Origin of the sequence: Rhodococcus sp. W8901 (assembly GCF_013348805.1) — a bacterium.
Taxonomy (GTDB): Bacteria; Actinomycetota; Actinomycetes; order Mycobacteriales; family Mycobacteriaceae; genus Prescottella.
On sequence record NZ_CP054690.1, the window covers coordinates 3,185,967 to 3,201,186 of the forward strand.

A 15,220-nucleotide genomic window follows, 5' to 3' on the forward strand; every position below is an offset into this window, starting at 1 on the left:
CCGAAAAAGCCACACCGCCCGTGCCGATATCGGCACGGGCGGTGTGGTTCGAGTACGTCAGGTCCGGTCGGACTCGGTCGGCTCGAGATCGCCGGGCGGGGGCGGATAGCTCGGCCCGGCTCCCCACCCCGGGCCGTTACCGACCCCGGAGAAGGTGTCCCAGCCCGGTCCGGCCGCTCCGCTTCCGGACGGCGGAACCGCCGAGGTGCCCGACGTCGACTCCGTCATGGAGGCGTCGGCTGTCGCGTCGTAATCGAAAGGCGCGCCGAACTCCGGCGGCGAAGTGGGTTCGACCAACCCGTCGTCGAACTCGGTGGGTTCAGTCATTTCTTCTCCCTTCCGCTGTCGGTGCTGTCGCTGTCGCTGCGGTCGCGGTCGGTGTGATCGGGACTCGTGACGGAGTCCTCATCGACTGCGGGCGCCGCGGCTCCGACCGTTCGGTCGGTGCGACTGCTGCGCGGTTGCAGATCCTCCGGATTCTCACGCCCCTTCTTCGCCAGAACGAAGTAGGCGACGGCGCCTGCGAACACGAGGGCCGACGTGAACGAGTTCACCCGGATGCCCAGGATCTCGGACGCGTGATCCGACCGCATCAGCTCGATCCAGAAACGGCCCGCGCAGTATCCCGCCACGTAGAGCGCGAACAGCCGGCCGTGACCGATCTTGAACCTGCGGTCCACCACGACTAGCAGCACGACGATCAGCAGGTTCCAGACCAGTTCGTAGAGGAACGTCGGGTGAACCACCTGCATCACGACGCCGTTGGATGCACCGTTGAGCGTGTCGACCCGTCCCGCGGCATCCGTGCGCTCGTAGATCTCGAGACCCCACGGGACCGTCGTCTCGCGGCCGTACAGCTCCTGGTTGAACCAGTTGCCGAGTCGGCCGATGGCCTGCGCCAGGATTATGCCGGGCGCGATCGCGTCGCCCAGCGCCGGCAGCGGGATGCCCCGGCGTCGGCAACCGATCCACGCACCGACGGCGCCGAGGGCCACGGCACCCCAGATGCCGAGGCCGCCCTGCCAGATCTTCAGCGCGTCGACGGGGTTCCCGCCGGCACCGAAGTACGTCGGCCAGTCCGTCATGACGTGGTAGAGCCGGCCACCGATCAAACCGAACGGCACCGCCCAGACGGCGATGTCGAGGACCGTGCCCTTCTCACCGCCGCGCGCCACCCATCGCCGGTCGCCCCACACGATCGCCACGACGATGCCGACGATGATGCAGAGCGCGTAGGCACGCAGGGCCAGCGGTCCGACGTACCACACCCCCTGCGGTGGGCTGGGGATGTACGCGAGAAATTGCGTCGAAGTCGCCATCGAAGTCACTGGGCCACGGTAGCCGAGCGCACGCCCTCCGCGAGTTCCGTGGTGAGGGCGCGGACCGCACCCAGGCCCTGCTCCACCGCGGAGACGATGGCGGATCCGACGATGACCGCGTCCGCGTACGCCGCGATCTCGGCGGCCTGCGCGCCCGACCGGACGCCGAGGCCGACACCGACCGGGATGTCCGAGTGGGCACGGATCCGGGCGGTGAGTTCCGGCGCCATCGACGACACCGCGTCACGCGCACCGGTCACGCCCATCGTCGACGCCGCGTAGATGAACCCGCTGCTCGCCTCTAGGGTCATCGCCAGCCGCTCCTCGGTAGAGGACGGCGCAACGAGGAAGATCCGGTCCAGGTGATGCTCCTCGGAGGCCTCCATCCACTCACCGGCCTCCTCGGGGATCAGGTTCGGGGTGATCAACCCGAGGCCACCCGCGTTCGCGAGGTCGCGCGAGAACCGGTCGACGCCGTACTGGAGTACCGGGTTCCAGTACGTCATGACGACCGCGTTGCCGCCCACCGACGCAATCTGCTCGACCACGGTGAACACGTCACGCACGCGCACTCCGTTGCGCAGCGCGGTCTCGGCAGCCGACTGGATGGTCGGGCCGTCCATCACCGGATCGGAGTACGCGATGCCGACCTCGATGATGTCGCAGCCGGCGTCCACCATCGTCTTGTAGACGTCGATCGACGCGGCGACGTCCGGGTAACCGGCCGGCAGGTAGCCGACGAGCGCGGCGCGGTTCTCCTCGCGACATTTCGCGAACGTGGGCGCCAGGCGTGAATCTCGCTGGTTCACTTGGCCGTACCTTCCTTGCTCGAATCGGCGGCGTCGGCAGCGGTGTCCTTGTCGAACAGGCCGAACCACTGCGCCGCGGTGTCCATGTCCTTGTCGCCGCGGCCGGACAGGCTCACGACGATGATCGCCCCGTCGCCCAGTTCACGACCCAGCTTCAGCGCGCCCGCCACCGCGTGCGCCGACTCGATCGCCGGGATGATGCCCTCGCGTCGCGAGAGCAGCAGCAGCGCGTCCATCGCCTCGGCGTCGGTGATCGGCTCGTACGACGCCCGACCGGTGTCCTTGAGGTAGGCGTGCTCGGGTCCGACACCCGGGTAGTCGAGGCCGGCCGAGATCGAATGCGACTCGATGGTCTGGCCGTCCTCGTCCTGCAGCAGGTACGAGTACGCGCCCTGGAAGGCGCCCGGGGTGCCGCCGGCGAAGGTGGCTGCATGCCGACCGGTCTCGACGCCGTCGCCGGCGGCCTCGTAGCCGACCAGCTTGACCGCCGGATCGTCGATGAACGCATGGAAGATGCCGATCGCGTTCGAGCCACCGCCGACACACGCCACGACGGCGTCCGGCAGCCTGCCCGTCAGCGTCTGCACCTGTGCGCGCGCCTCGAGACCGACGATGCGCTGGAAGTCGCGCACGATCATCGGGAAGGGGTGCGGACCGGCCGCGGTGCCGAAGCAGTAGTAGGTCCGATCAGCGTTGGTGACCCAGTCGCGCAACGCCTCGTTGATCGCGTCCTTCAGCGTCGCCGATCCGGTCTCGACCGACACGACCTCGGCGCCGAGCAGACGCATCCGGGCCACGTTGAGCGCCTGCCGGGCGGTGTCGACGGCACCCATGTAGACGATGCACTCGAGACCGAGCAGCGCACACGCGGTCGCCGTCGCCACACCGTGCTGGCCGGCACCGGTCTCCGCGATGATCCGGGTCTTACCCATGCGCTTGGCAAGCAGTACCTGCCCGAGCACATTGTTGATCTTGTGAGATCCGGTGTGGTTCAGATCTTCCCGCTTGAGCACGATGCGGGCCCCACCGGCGAACTCGCGCAGCCGAGTGGCCTCGAAGACCGGGGACGGGCGACCGGTGTAGTCGCGCTGCAGCCGATCCAGCTCGTCCAGGAACGAGTCGTCCCCGCGGGCCTTGTCGTACTCGGCGGTGACCTCCTCGATCACCGCCATCAGCGCCTCGGGGACATGACGTCCGCCGTACACACCCCAGTGGCCGCCGGGATCGGGCTCGTGGGTGGAGCGCTCGGTCAGACCGGCGCTGGCGGGGGGCAGATTCCCGCCCTTGGAGACGAGGGCCTCATTGCGTGAACTCACGTCCCCAGTCTGCCCCAACCCCGACGAGAACGAGTGGTCGGGTCCGCTGGCGGCCGACGACTCAGCGAGCCGGCTTGGGGCACGACGGGTGCGCGCCCGCCGTGACCAGATCGGAAACAGCGGTCCTCGGGTCGCCGCTGGTCACCAGACCTTCGCCGACGAGGACCGCGTCCGCGCCGGCACCCGCGTACGCCAGCAGGTCGGCGGTGCCGCGGACGCCGGACTCGGCGATCTTGACGACATTCGTGGGCAGGCCCGGAGCGATCCGCCCGAACGTGTCCATGTCGACCTCGAGGGTCTTGAGATTGCGCGCGTTGACGCCGATGACGCTGGCGCCGGCCTCGAGTGCGCGGTCCGCCTCGGCCTCGGTGTGGACCTCGACCAGCGCGGTCATCCCGAGCGACTCGGTGCGGTCGAGCAGCGACGCGAGCACATGCTGCTCGAGGGCCGCGACAATCAGCAGGATGACGTCCGCGCCGTGCGCACGCGCCTCGTGGATCTGGTAGGGGCCGACAATGAAGTCCTTGCGCAGGATCGGGATGTTCACGGCCCGGCGAACAGCGTCGAGGTCCGCGAGCGAACCATGGAAGCGACGCTCCTCGGTGAGCACGCTGATCATCCGCGCCCCACCGGCCTCGTACGCAGACGCGAGCACGGCAGGATCCGGGATGTCGGCGAGTGCACCCTTCGACGGGCTAGCGCGCTTCACCTCCGCGATGACGCCGATGCCCGGGGCGCGCAGGGCCGCGGCGGCATCCAGCGCGGGAGGCGCTGCGGCAGCGGCAGCCTTGACGGCGGCCAGGTCGAGAACGGCTTCGCGGGCGGCGACATCGGCGCGCACCCCGTCGAGAATCGAGTCGAGAACGGTCATCGTGGCTCGAGTCCTTTCCGGCATGTCAACCGATGTGTGAGGTACCTCATCGGATCTTGACTCAGCCTAGAGGTCGGGGTTATTCGGTCTCCCGGCGGGTACCCGACTGGCCGGTGTCCTTGCTCACATCCGTCGCCGAAGGGCTTGACTCACCAGCACCGGCAGCCCTGTCACCGTCGTCGACGGTGGGGTCCTCGCCGGCATCGAGCGCATCCCAGAGCATGCGCTGCGTCTGCGGCTCGTCCGTCTTGTCGACGGCGCCGCGCTTGGCGGCAGCGTCGCGGCGGGCCGCCGGGCTGTCGTACTTGGACGAGAGTCCGCCCGTCGCAGCCGGTTTCCGGATGAGCGCGAAGGCTGCCGCCAGTGCGACCACCGAGCCCACCAGCACCAGCACCGCGGGCAGGGCGGTGACCTCGGTCGCCGTCACCTGCGTGGCGACCCGCTCGAATCCGGCAATGTCCGCAGCCTTCTCGTCGGACGCACCACGGGTCAGCAGGCCGATCGCGGGAATCGCGGCGACCACCGCGACGACCGCGACCAGCAGGCCCAGCACCCGCACGAGCCACCCGCGCACCGCGAACGCGGCCGCGATCGCCGCGACCAGCGCGAGCGCCAGCGGTGTGGTCGCGGCGGCCCACGTGCCGCCGTCGAGGTTCGTCACGCGATCCTCGCCCAGCCCGTCGGACGACGTCACCGTCACCCACGTCATCCGCGACGAGCCCCACAGGCACGCCGCTGCCACCGCGAGCAGCAGCGCCGCCACCCCGGTCGCGCGGCGGCCGGAGTTCCGGCCGCCGGACTCGTTCTCACTCACCGGTGTTCACCTCCGAACGGTCCCCGAAGGACCGCAACGTCTGTGCCGCGGCGATCGCGCTCAGGACCGCCATCGCCTTGTTCCTTGCCTCGGTGTCCTCGTAGACGGGGTCCGAGTCGGCCACCACGCCGGCGCCCGCCTGGACGTACGCGGTGCCGTCCTTGATCAACGCGGTGCGGATCGCGATCGCGGTGTCCGCATCGCCCGCGAAGTCCAGGTATCCGACGATGCCACCGTAGATTCCGCGGCGGGTCGGCTCGAGCTCGTCGATCAGTTCCATCGCCCGAACCTTGGGCGCACCCGACAGCGTGCCGGCCGGGAAGCAGGCGGTCACCGCGTCCAGCGCGTGCTTGCCCTCCGCCAGACGTCCGGTCACGGTCGACACCAGGTGCATCACGTGGCTGTAGCGCTCGATGTGGCGGTAGTCGTGAACCTTCACCGTGCCCGGCTCGCACACCCGGCCCAGGTCGTTGCGGCCGAGGTCCACGAGCATCAGATGCTCGGAGTTCTCCTTCTCGTCCGCGAGCAGGTCCTTCTCGAGCAGGATGTCGTCCTCCTCGGTGGCGCCGCGCCACCGCGTGCCCGCGATCGGGTGGGTGGTCGCCACACCCTCACTCACGGTGACGAGCGCCTCGGGGCTCGACCCGACGATCGAGAACGCGGTGTTCCCGTCCGCGCCGGGTACCTGCAGCAGATACATGTACGGGCTCGGGTTCGAGGCCCGCAGCATCCGGTAGACGTCGATCGGCTCTGCAGCGCAATCCATCTCGAAGCGCTGCGAGAGAACCACCTGAAAGGCCTCGCCGGCCTCGATCTCACCGATCAGCCGGCGGACGTCGATACCGAAGCTCTCGGTAGTGCGCTGGCGACGGTAGTCGGGCTGTGGGCGGGCGAACGTCGAGACCGTCGAGTGAGCCGGCGCGGCGAGCGCAGCGGTCATCCGGTCCAGTCGCGCGACGGCGTCGTCGTACGCGGCGTCCACGCGCTCGTCGGAACCGTCCCAGTTGACGGCATTGGCGATGAGGGTGATCGCGCCCTCGTGGTGGTCGACCGCGGCCAGGTCGGTGGCGAGCAGCATCACCATCTCGGGAATCTGCAGGTCGTCGACGGCATGACTGGGCAGGCGCTCGAGCCGGCGGACGGCGTCGTAGCCGAGGAATCCGACCATTCCGCCGGTCAGTGGCGGCAGATCGGGCAGACGCTCGGTGCGCAGCAGTTCGAGGGTCCGCCCCAGCGCCTCCAGTGGGTCACCGCCCGACGGAGCGCCCACCGGGACGTTGCCGAACCAGGCGGCCTCGCCGTCCTGCACGGTCAACGCCGCGGGACTGCCCGCGCCGATGAACGACCAGCGCGACCACGACCGGCCGTTCTCCGCCGACTCGAGCAGGAAGGTGCCCGGCCGGCTGCCGGCCAACTTGGTGTAGGCCGACAGCGGAGTCTCGGCATCCGCCAACACCTTTCGGATGACGGGAACCACACGATGCTCCGCCGCGAGAGCCCGGAACTGCTCACGAGTGGTGGTTGAATCGTGCCGGGGCGCCTCGCCGGGAACTGCCGAGGTAGCTGCTGGGATGGTGGTGGACTCGCCGCGCATGCACCCATCATCCCAGGAACGTCGATTCCGCCCGCGCCCGCGGGTAGCGTCGGCGCACATGAAGCCCGGTGAGCTCGCGCCCGAATTCGACTTGCCCGACCAGGACGGCACACGTCGGACGCTGACGTCGCTGCTCGCCGGCGGACCGCTCGTGCTGTTCTTCTACCCGGCCGCATCGACACCCGTGTGCACCGCCGAGGCCTGCCACTTCCGGGATCTGTCCGCCGACTTCGCCGCCGCGGGGGCCGTCGTGGCCGGCATCAGCCGGGACACCGTCGACAAGCAGGCGAGCTTCTCCCGCGCGCAGTCGTTCGGTTACCCGCTGCTCGCCGACGTCGACGGCACCGTCGCCGAGCGGTTCGGCGTCAAGCGCGGACTGCTCGGCAAGATCACGCCGGTCAAGCGGACCACGTTCGTCATCGACACCGACCGCACGGTACTCGAGGTGATCGCGAGCGAGGTGCGGCCGAACCTGCACGCCGACCGGGCGCTCGAGCTCGTCCGCAGCCGGGCCTGACGCCCGTCAGGCCACCTGGATCGACCGCTTCGCCAGGCCCATCCAGAAGCCGTCGATGATCTGTTGCGGCGTCTGCTCCGGGTCGTTCGATGCACCCAGGGTGACGAACAGCGGAGCGAAGTGCTCGATCGTCGGGTGCGCATACGGCATTCCGGGCGCCTGGGCGCGGAAGTCGATCAGGGCGTCGACGTCGCCGGCTGCCAACCGCTCCCCCGCCCACGCGTCGAACTCGGCCGACCAGCCCGGGGCCGTCGCCTCCGGCGAGGGGTCCCGCAGGAACGGCAGCCCGTGCGTCGTGAAGCCGGAACCGACGATCAGCACACCCTGCTCGCGCAGCGGGCGCAGACGCCGCCCGAGTTCGAGCAGTCGTTGCGGGTCGAGGGTCGGCATCGAGATCTGCAGGACTGGCACGTCCGCGTCCGGATACATGACCGTCAGCGGCACGTACGCGCCGTGATCGAGGCCGCGATCCGGCTGGTGGTAGACCGGTTCGTTGTCCGGCATGAGCGCGGCGACCTGGCGGGCCAGTTCCGGCGCACCGGGCGAGGCGTAGGTCACCTCATAGAACCGGCGCGGGAATCCGCCGAAGTCGTAGACGAGCGGCGTTCCGGTCTCGATTGCGCCGATGGTGAGCGGCGCCGATTCCCAGTGGGCCGAGACGACGAGGATCGCCGTGGGACGCGGCAGGTCGGACGACCACTGCGTGAGCTCGCGGACCCACCGCTCACTGTCGACCAGCGGGGGCGCGCCGTGGCTGAGGAAGATCGCAGGCATGACGGTCACATGAACTCCTTTGTTGAAGCTTCAAGTTAACATGTGACTGAACGCGCCCGGTCGTCTGCTATTCCCCGACCAGCGGGCCGCGGCGGACGTTTGACACGCTGGTACCCGAACACCGACTTTCAGCGATCGGAGAACGACCCGATGGGCGCGCAGGACAACACCGAGACCACGTGGCTCACCGGAGCCCAGCAGGACGCCTGGCGAACCCTCGTCTCCCTCGTCACGAGACTGCCCGCAGCGCTGGACACCCAACTGCAGCGTGACTCCGACCTGACGCATTTCGAGTACTTCGTCCTCGCCGTGCTGTCGGAGGCACCGGACCGGCGGCTGCGACTGTCGGAACTGGCGCAGCAGGCCAACGCCTCGCTCTCGCGCCTCTCGCACGTCGTCACGCGATTGGAGAAGCGGGGCTGGGCGCGCCGCGAAACCGTCACCGGCACGCGGGGCGCGTTCGCGGTCCTGACCGACGAGGGTTACGCGAAGGTGGTCGAGGCCGCGCCCGGACACGTCGACACCGTGCAGGCGCTGGTGTTCGAGGGACTCGATTCCGCCCAGGTGGCCCAGTTGTCGTCGCTGGGCAAGGCGCTCGTCGATCAACTCGACAAGGGCATCGCCGCGGGCACCGGCAAGGCCTAGGGCAGGCCACACGACGCTCGCGGCCATGTCGATGAACAAGACGGCGCCTGCGCACCTCCCGTGGGGCGGCCTGCTCACGTTGACGCCCGGGGCGGTTCTCTACCGTGGTGCCGGCGGTGACGCCGATCTGCACGCGCACCACGCCGTTCAGGTGATGATCTCCCTGGACGAACCCTTCGTCCTCGAGTTCGAAGACGACCACCATCACACCGCCGCCGCGATCGTTCCGAGCGGTGCACCACACCGGCTCCACTGCACCTCGCGCCGCCTGCTCCTGATCCTCGTCGAGCCGTTCGGGCCGCGTGGTCGTGGCCTCGGCCTCATCGGTGAGCGAAGCCGCGGCCAGGAGTTCGAGGCCGTGCTCGAGCGCATCGCCACCGAGCACGCCGACGACGCGGACCCCGTGACCGCCGTCGACAGCCTGGTTCGGGCCATCACCCCGGAAACGCCACAGCGGCCCGCCCGGCTGTCCGAACCGGTGCGCGCGGCACTGCGGTACCTGGAGCAGACCCCCGGTATACAGCCCACGCTCGCGCGCGCGGCCGCCGAGGCGCACCTTTCCCCCTCGCGGTTGACCCACCTGTTCACGCTCGAAGTGGGCATCCCGTTCCGACGCTACGCACTGTGGGTCCGTCTGCGGACCGTGACCGAGCGAGTGACGTTCGGAGACAACCTGACTCAGGCCGCCGTGGCGGCCGGGTTCAGCGACTCCTCGCACCTCAGTCGGGTGTTCAAGAACAATTTCGGTCTGAGCCCGTCGGCCCTTCTGGGCATGACGGTCGACCGCGACGCGTGGCCGGAGGGCACCTCCTGACCGGGGGCGCTCGCGGGGAAAGTCAGCCGCAACGTTCAAGTCTTCCGATGCCCACTCCGCATACGTTCGGGTCATGGACGTTCGACTGCAACCCACCCCCCTCCTCGACTACGACCACCCTTCGATTCAGGCGCTGATCGCACAGCGCGGATGGCGCGATCTGCCCCACGGAATCCGCATCGGCGCGGTCTATGACTTCGTCAGGGACGAGATCGGCTTCGGGTACAACTCATCCGACGCACTGGCAGCCTCCGAGGTGCTCGCAGACGGCTACGGCCAGTGCAACACCAAAACCACGCTCTTGATGACCCTACTGCGGGCCGTCGACGTGCCCTGCCGGTTCCACGGGGCGACCATCGACAAGAGTCTGCAGAAGGGCGTCCTCGACGGAATTCTCTACCGTCTGGCGCCTCGGGACATCCTCCACAGTTGGGCGGAGGTCCGGTTCGAAGACCGGTGGGTCGAGCTGGAAGGCGTCATCCTGGATGCCGACTACCTGACCGGACTACGCGACACGGTCGCGTCGGGCGGCGCATTCCTCGGCTTCGGTGCAGGGACCGAGGACATCGGTGACCCGCCGGTCGCGTGGACCGGCACCGACACTGCGATTCAGAAGACCGGAGTGAACCGCGATCTCGGCACGTACGACAATCCGGACGCGTTCTACCGAAAGCACGGGACCAACCTCAGCGGAATCCGAAACCTGCTGTACCAGCGGGTTATCCGGCACGTAATGAACCGTAGGGTCGCTTCGCTCCGCGGTTGCGCCTCTCTCCCGAGAAGCGAGGCGTCGGCGCCTGACGGGTCCTGAGCGCGAGATCAGCCCAGCGGTTCGCCTCCGACGCCCCAGTGCTCGCGCGGCACCTCAGTGATGGTGACCCACACCGAGGAGGCGTTCTTGCCGGTCGCCTCGGCATACGCCTCGGTGACGGCGGCGATGGTCTCGCGCTTCTGCTCGGCGGTGAGTCCCGGCGTCTGGCTGATCTGAATCAACGGCATGCCGGAGATTGTGTCAAACGCCGGGCACGCAGAAGCAGGCGCGACCGCGAATGTTTGGTGCTGCACGCCGTGCTGGCGGGCGACGAGGACAGCTGGGGATTCATCGTCCAGGGGATCAAGGCGAAAGCTCAGGAGTTCCTTCCCCATCGGGACCAGTACACCCTCTCCCGACCGATCCGCTCCGGGTGCAACGTCGTCGGCGCATGATTACCGACGACGGAAACGGGTAATTCCCGACCATGGATACCGATCGGGCTCTACGGGTGGTCGTCATCGGCGCGACGGGAAACGTCGGCACCAGCGTCGTCGAAGCGCTGAGCACTGCCGGGCACATCGGGGAGATCGTCGGCGCCGCCCGGCGTCCGACCGAGTTGGCCTACCCGAAAACGAGATTCGTGGTGGCCGATACCACCACCGACGACATCCGCGGCCTCGTTCGCGGCGCCGACGTCGTCATCCATCTCGCGTGGCTCTTTCAGCCCACTCACAGGCCCGAAGTCACCTGGAACAACAACGTCCTCGGCGCCATCCGTGTATGCAGAGGACTGGCCCACGCACGGCTGGCCGGGCGCCGCATACCCCATGGAGAAGGCCTACCTCGAGCGTTGGCTCGACGCGGAGGAACTCCGCCATCCGGAGACGCGAGTGGTCCGGATTCGCCCGTGCTTCTTGTTCAAGCGGCGGTCGGCCACCGAGCAGCGCCGATTGTTCGCCGGGCCTCTGGTACCGGGCAGTCTGGTTCGCCGCGGCCTGGTTCCCGCAGTCCCGCTGGTCGATGGGCTGAACGCCCAGGTCCTGCACACGAGCGACGCCGCGGCGGCGATCGTCCGGGCGGCACTTCGCCCGGTCCGGGGCGCCTTCAACCTGGCGTCGATGCCGGCTGTCGACGGTCGGTACCTCGCGGAACTTCTCGGCGCTCGCCCGGTTCCGATACCGCGCCGCGCGCTGCGACTCGCGACGTCACTGGCGTGGCACCTTCGGGTGCTCCCCGCCTCCCCCGGACTGCTCGACACCGTCCTCCAGCTGCCACTGTTGGACAGCACGCGGGCCGAAACCGGCCTCGACTGGCAGCCGCGGTTCACTCCGCGTGAGACTCTCGAGACCTTCCTCGGCGGACTCCGGTCGGGTGCGGGCCTTCCGACTCCCCCATTGGCCGGCGATTCCGTCTCACGCCGACTGCACGAACCTTCTCGGCCACCTGCTCTTCACTGATTCCGTTGGCGAGGTCGTTGCACGATGCGATGACGATGTTCTCGATGCTGTCGTCGTCGCGGTCCTCCGAGAGATCCGAGTAGCCGGTTCGGAACGCGACCACGAACGCATCGAGCTTCGCCTGATCGAAGGTCCCCAATTGTTCGGTCGATGTGACCGACGTGGGGGCGGATTCGTCGGTCTCGTTCTCCCGTGGTCACCGGCATCTCCATCGACGTCTGCATCGTCGTGTCGGTGCTGTCGTCGTTGTCGTCTCCGCACGCCCGTCAGCGTGAGTACGGCGCCCGCACCTACCAGTGCGGTGGCGATGATCTTCTTCATCGGAATTGCCTTCCAACTCGGGGACTGCGTATGGGATCCGGCCGAGTCCTACTGCTCGGATCGAGTGGACGGGAAGAACTGCTGCTCGTACAGGCGGGCCGCCTCCTCGAGTACCGCGGGGTGGATTCGCGCCAAGGGACGGAAATGCGTGACGAGTGGTTCCAGATCCAGACTGTGACCGATGACGGTGCCGGTCAGCAGCCAGGCAAAGCAGTCCGACTCCGGGCTCTGTCGACCGCGAGCCTGTTCGCCGAGACCACAACAGCGGTGGAGGCGTCGTGCCATCCACTCCTCGGCCGACCCGGGCCACCACGGTTCGGGCGCAAGGGGTGTCACGACCAGTCCCGGCATGTCGATTCCCGATTCCCGGTCCCGGCTCCGGCAGTCGGCGGCATCGCGGGCGGGACCGGTCGAGTAGCGCAGGAAGATGCCGTGGGTCGACGCCGTGAGGGCGACCAGTTCGGCCAATGTCGTGATGGCGACGAGCGGCGCCCCCGGCGGCTCCCGATTCGAAACCGCGCCGCTCACGACGGTGCCCTCCGAACCCGCACCTGCACGAAGACCTCCCGATACTCTTCCGTCGACGACGGCCACGGTCCGTATACCCGGACGGACGCGCGCCCAACCATCTATCCCGTCGGTCTCCCGGACCCGGCAGTCCCGCACGGCGCCCTGTCGGCGACTCGCGCACGTTTCACTTCCGAGCGCCTCGGGAATGCACCGTCAATTGCATTCGCTCGGCGATGCACCGAGCATCTCGCCTCGTGGGCGATGACACGACGCACACGGTGGGCGTCGCGGCACCCGAGCCGGCCGAGCAGCTCAGGCTTCCATTCACTAAGGCGTACTCGGTCGCCCACCTGGCGTGGGGCTTCCAGCCGACGCATCGGCGTCGAGCAGTCCACGTGTCCTCGACTTGGCCGAGGGGATGGTCGACCGCGCCGGCACCGGCAGCGCCGTTCTCGCGGACCGGTCGGTATTCGAGCGTTGACGTCAGCGCTCAGGCGGGTCCCCGTCGGGCTCAGGAAGCCGACCTGATGGTCAGTCCACGCGCCTCGACGCCGGTTCCGCGTTCCGGGTCTCCAACGGTGGGAGAAACCCGCCGATGAGGATCATCACCACAGCGAGGCCCAGGTGGAGCCAGTTGTCGGCGTCGTTGACCGGAAGGAAATTGGCGGCGTCGTCTCGGTTGATCGAAACGCCGTAAATCCACACAGCGAAGTAGACGACTCCGCCGCCGATCAGATAGACCCGGGCGAGCCCGATGCTGCGTGCCATCAGGATTCCGGCCACACCGAAAGCGAGATGTACGACGTTGTGCAGTACCGATACCTCGAAGATTCCTAGCAGTTTCGCATCCGAGTGATGACCCGCCCACGTCATCGTGTCGTAGTCGGTCGTGATTCCGGGAATGAAGCCCAGGATTCCGACGACGAGGAACACGACGCCGAACACCAGAGCCACCACCTCCGTCGCCGAGCGCTTCCGAGCAGATGTCCGCCGAGGATCGCTGGGCATGTCCCACACCTTCCGTTTCGAGTCGGTCACTTGCCGAATACCCGCGATCGCCGAAGGTCAACCGCGGCCACGCCCGAGACATCCGTGTGTCGCGAGTCCGGCGAATGGGTACTCGACATGCACGAGGAACTCCGCCGCCCGACGGATATCGAGGAGGCAGTCATGACGCAGCGACCGGGCGAACATCTGGGCGAGGAACCACAGTCCGAACGAGGAGCCCCGGGTTCACGCGACACCGGAGCCGACGACCCCAGCGCAGGCAAGCATCGACGCGAGGGCGCCTTCGAGGACGAATCCACGATCTCGTCGGGTGAACCGGGCTGGCAGGCGTCCCCGGATGCCGGGGGGCACGGATCGTCTTCCGACGAGGCCGCCGTGCCCCGTACGACGATCGCCAGAGGGAGGCGAAGTCCGCCGAGCACATGCGTGCACGCGCCGGAGATCCCGACGGCAGCGGTGAGGCACAGCGAAGCGGCGTGGAACACGAACAGCCGTCCACGTCCGACGAAGGGGTGGGACCGGCGCATCAGGCGGGTACCCGACGTGGAGAGGATCACCCGCCAGAAACAACTCACCCTGAGAAGTAGCCCTCCGGAGCGAAGGCACGACGACTCGTGAGCGACTCGGCCATTACCATCGTCCGATTCCCCGGTAGGAGAATCCGCACGCAGCCATTGCGGCGGCGTCGAGAGTTTCGCGCGTCGATGAGGCGGCCATCACGGCGGTCACCTCCGGCACGTCGGCGCCCATCGCGGTGCACAGGTCGGCGAGTTCGTTCGTGCGGGACGCCTTCACCGCCATGAAACCGTTGCACGCGTACTTCGACAGTTCGGCGCTCGCCCAGTCGGTACGGAAGACGGGAACGGAAACCGAGCTGTACAGGGATAGGCAGAGAACCACGACGTCACCATCGGCAAGGACGTCGAGTCCGGTGTCGAATTGAGCTGTCCCGTAACGTAATCCCGTACTGCGAAACGCCGTCAACACCGACCTTGCGGATTCCCTGCCGCATGCATGAGATCGCCGAACAGGGGTATTCGTGGTCATGACAGAACCGACCGCACTCGCCCTCGTCTGTACGCTCAAACCCTCCCCCGGACCGTCGAGCAGCGATCTGATCGCCCGTCAGGTCCTGGGGGAACTCGAGAAGAACGGCATCTCGGGCCGAACGATCCGGGTCGTGGACCACCACGTCGCTCCCGGGGTCGAGAAGGACAGTGGGAGGGGGCGACGAGTGGCCGGCCCTGCGGCGCGCGGTCCTCGAATCCGACATCGTGCTGATCTCGACGCCCACGTGGCTGGGGCAGATGTCGAGCGTCGCGAAGCGGGTTCTCGAGCGCCTCGACGCCGAACTCTCGGAAACGGACGACGACGGACGTCCCGTCCTGTTCGACAAGGTCGCAACCGCTGCCGTCGTCGGGAATGAGGACGGCGCGCACGCCATCGTCGCTAGCCTGTTCCCGGCACTGAACGACATCGGCTTCTCCGTGCCCGCCCAGGGGTGCACGTACTGGAACGGTGAGGCGATGACTCCCGGGGACTACAACGATCTGGACGAGGTGCCCGACGCAGTGGCCTCGACGAACTCGACTCTGGCCGCCAACGCGGCACACCTCGCGCGAGCGCTGCGGGAGAAACGGTATCCGGCGACGTGAGCGAGTCGGTCGAACTGCCCCGCAGCAGCGCCGACGAGCCGG

18 protein-coding genes and 2 pseudogenes are annotated in these 15,220 nt (G+C 68.2%); 8 read left to right on the plus strand and 12 right to left on the minus strand.

All coding sequences use genetic code 11. From position 1 onward, the window contains the following. Nucleotides 1–57: 57 nt before the first annotated feature. The 7 genes from HUN07_RS14965 to HUN07_RS14995 form a co-directional block, all read right to left on the minus strand. Complete coding sequence (locus tag HUN07_RS14965; protein WP_441346773.1) at nt 58–327, minus strand: hypothetical protein; 270 nt, start codon at nt 325–327, stop codon at nt 58–60. Next, nucleotides 324–1,319 (minus strand): prolipoprotein diacylglyceryl transferase, encoded by a 996-nt coding sequence (gene lgt, locus HUN07_RS14970; protein ID WP_254622521.1) that lies wholly within the window; start codon nt 1,317–1,319, stop codon nt 324–326. Before lgt ends, HUN07_RS14965 begins: the two co-directional genes overlap by 4 nt. A 5-nt stretch (nt 1,320–1,324) precedes the next feature. Further along, nucleotides 1,325–2,128 carry a tryptophan synthase subunit alpha gene (gene trpA, locus HUN07_RS14975; protein ID WP_114722815.1) on the minus strand — a complete coding sequence of 268 codons (804 nt, stop codon included), beginning with the start codon at nt 2,126–2,128 and terminating at the stop codon, nt 1,325–1,327. Continuing rightward, nucleotides 2,125–3,444: a tryptophan synthase subunit beta gene (trpB, locus tag HUN07_RS14980; RefSeq protein ID WP_114722814.1), complete on the minus strand. Its 1,320-nt coding sequence runs from the start codon at nt 3,442–3,444 to the stop codon at nt 2,125–2,127. Before trpB ends, trpA begins: the two co-directional genes overlap by 4 nt. Before the next feature lie 61 nt (nt 3,445–3,505). Continuing rightward, on the minus strand, nt 3,506–4,315 hold the full coding sequence (gene trpC / locus HUN07_RS14985; protein WP_174910614.1) for an indole-3-glycerol phosphate synthase TrpC: 810 nt from the start codon (nt 4,313–4,315) through the stop codon (nt 3,506–3,508). Nucleotides 4,316–4,394: 79 nt separating this feature from the next. Continuing rightward, nucleotides 4,395–5,129, minus strand: a complete 735-nt coding sequence (locus HUN07_RS14990; protein WP_174910617.1) for a TIGR02234 family membrane protein — start codon at nt 5,127–5,129, stop codon at nt 4,395–4,397. After that, a complete protein-coding gene (locus tag HUN07_RS14995; protein WP_174910620.1) occupies nt 5,122–6,723 on the minus strand; it encodes an anthranilate synthase component I in 1,602 nt (533 codons plus the stop codon). The genes HUN07_RS14990 and HUN07_RS14995 overlap by 8 nt, the downstream gene beginning before the upstream one ends. A gap of 58 nt (nt 6,724–6,781) precedes the next feature. Here HUN07_RS14995 and HUN07_RS15000 point away from each other — a divergent pair, with 58 nt between their 5' ends. Beyond that, entirely contained in the window at nt 6,782–7,240 is a 459-nt protein-coding gene (locus HUN07_RS15000; RefSeq protein ID WP_174910623.1) for a peroxiredoxin, read from the plus strand. A gap of 6 nt (nt 7,241–7,246) precedes the next feature. Here HUN07_RS15000 and HUN07_RS15005 read toward each other — a convergent pair whose 3' ends face one another. Next, nucleotides 7,247–8,014 (minus strand): dioxygenase family protein, encoded by a 768-nt coding sequence (locus tag HUN07_RS15005; RefSeq protein ID WP_114722881.1) that lies wholly within the window; start codon nt 8,012–8,014, stop codon nt 7,247–7,249. Nucleotides 8,015–8,164: 150 nt separating this feature from the next. Between HUN07_RS15005 and HUN07_RS15010 the strand changes: the two genes are divergently transcribed. The 3 genes from HUN07_RS15010 to HUN07_RS15020 all read left to right on the plus strand — a co-directional run bounded on the left by HUN07_RS15010 (nt 8,165) and on the right by HUN07_RS15020 (nt 10,284). Continuing rightward, on the plus strand, nt 8,165–8,659 hold the full coding sequence (locus tag HUN07_RS15010) for a MarR family winged helix-turn-helix transcriptional regulator (RefSeq protein WP_114722880.1): 495 nt from the start codon (nt 8,165–8,167) through the stop codon (nt 8,657–8,659). A 25-nt stretch (nt 8,660–8,684) separates the two neighbouring features. Continuing rightward, a complete protein-coding gene (locus HUN07_RS15015) occupies nt 8,685–9,473 on the plus strand; it encodes a helix-turn-helix transcriptional regulator (RefSeq protein WP_174910625.1) in 789 nt (262 codons plus the stop codon). 73 nt (nt 9,474–9,546) lie between these two features. Continuing rightward, a complete protein-coding gene (locus tag HUN07_RS15020) occupies nt 9,547–10,284 on the plus strand; it encodes a transglutaminase-like domain-containing protein (protein WP_174910628.1) in 738 nt (245 codons plus the stop codon). 8 nt (nt 10,285–10,292) lie between these two features. Here HUN07_RS15020 and HUN07_RS15025 read toward each other — a convergent pair whose 3' ends face one another. Further along, the gene (locus HUN07_RS15025; protein ID WP_114722808.1) at nt 10,293–10,472 is read right to left on the minus strand and encodes a tautomerase family protein; all 180 of its coding nucleotides are present in this window, start codon (nt 10,470–10,472) and stop codon (nt 10,293–10,295) included. Nucleotides 10,473–10,529: 57 nt separating this feature from the next. On the opposite strand from HUN07_RS15025, the gene HUN07_RS15030 reads away from it, so the two are divergent. From HUN07_RS15030 to HUN07_RS15035, 3 genes and pseudogenes are all read left to right on the plus strand, one after another. Continuing rightward, on the plus strand, nt 10,530–10,679 hold the full coding sequence (locus tag HUN07_RS15030; RefSeq protein WP_174910631.1) for a hypothetical protein: 150 nt from the start codon (nt 10,530–10,532) through the stop codon (nt 10,677–10,679). A gap of 32 nt (nt 10,680–10,711) precedes the next feature. Then, a pseudogene (locus tag HUN07_RS27630) lies at nt 10,712–10,963 on the plus strand (NAD-dependent epimerase/dehydratase family protein); the annotation flags it as partial. Nucleotides 10,964–11,003: 40 nt separating this feature from the next. Further along, on the plus strand, nt 11,004–11,684 hold the full coding sequence (locus HUN07_RS15035; protein WP_254623062.1) for a hypothetical protein: 681 nt from the start codon (nt 11,004–11,006) through the stop codon (nt 11,682–11,684). 369 nt (nt 11,685–12,053) lie between these two features. Here HUN07_RS15035 and HUN07_RS15040 read toward each other — a convergent pair whose 3' ends face one another. From HUN07_RS15040 to HUN07_RS27635, 3 genes are all read right to left on the minus strand, one after another. Continuing rightward, entirely contained in the window at nt 12,054–12,533 is a 480-nt protein-coding gene (locus HUN07_RS15040; RefSeq protein WP_254622522.1) for a DUF6098 family protein, read from the minus strand. A 513-nt stretch (nt 12,534–13,046) separates the two neighbouring features. Next, on the minus strand, nt 13,047–13,523 hold the full coding sequence (locus HUN07_RS15045; RefSeq protein ID WP_174910632.1) for a DUF4383 domain-containing protein: 477 nt from the start codon (nt 13,521–13,523) through the stop codon (nt 13,047–13,049). A 630-nt stretch (nt 13,524–14,153) separates the two neighbouring features. Next, on the minus strand, nt 14,154–14,423 hold the full coding sequence (locus HUN07_RS27635; RefSeq protein WP_441346774.1) for a hypothetical protein: 270 nt from the start codon (nt 14,421–14,423) through the stop codon (nt 14,154–14,156). Between the two features lie 145 nt (nt 14,424–14,568). Between HUN07_RS27635 and HUN07_RS15055 the strand changes: the two are divergent. Then, nucleotides 14,569–15,178, plus strand: a pseudogene (locus tag HUN07_RS15055) (flavodoxin family protein). Nucleotides 15,179–15,220 lie beyond the last annotated feature (42 nt).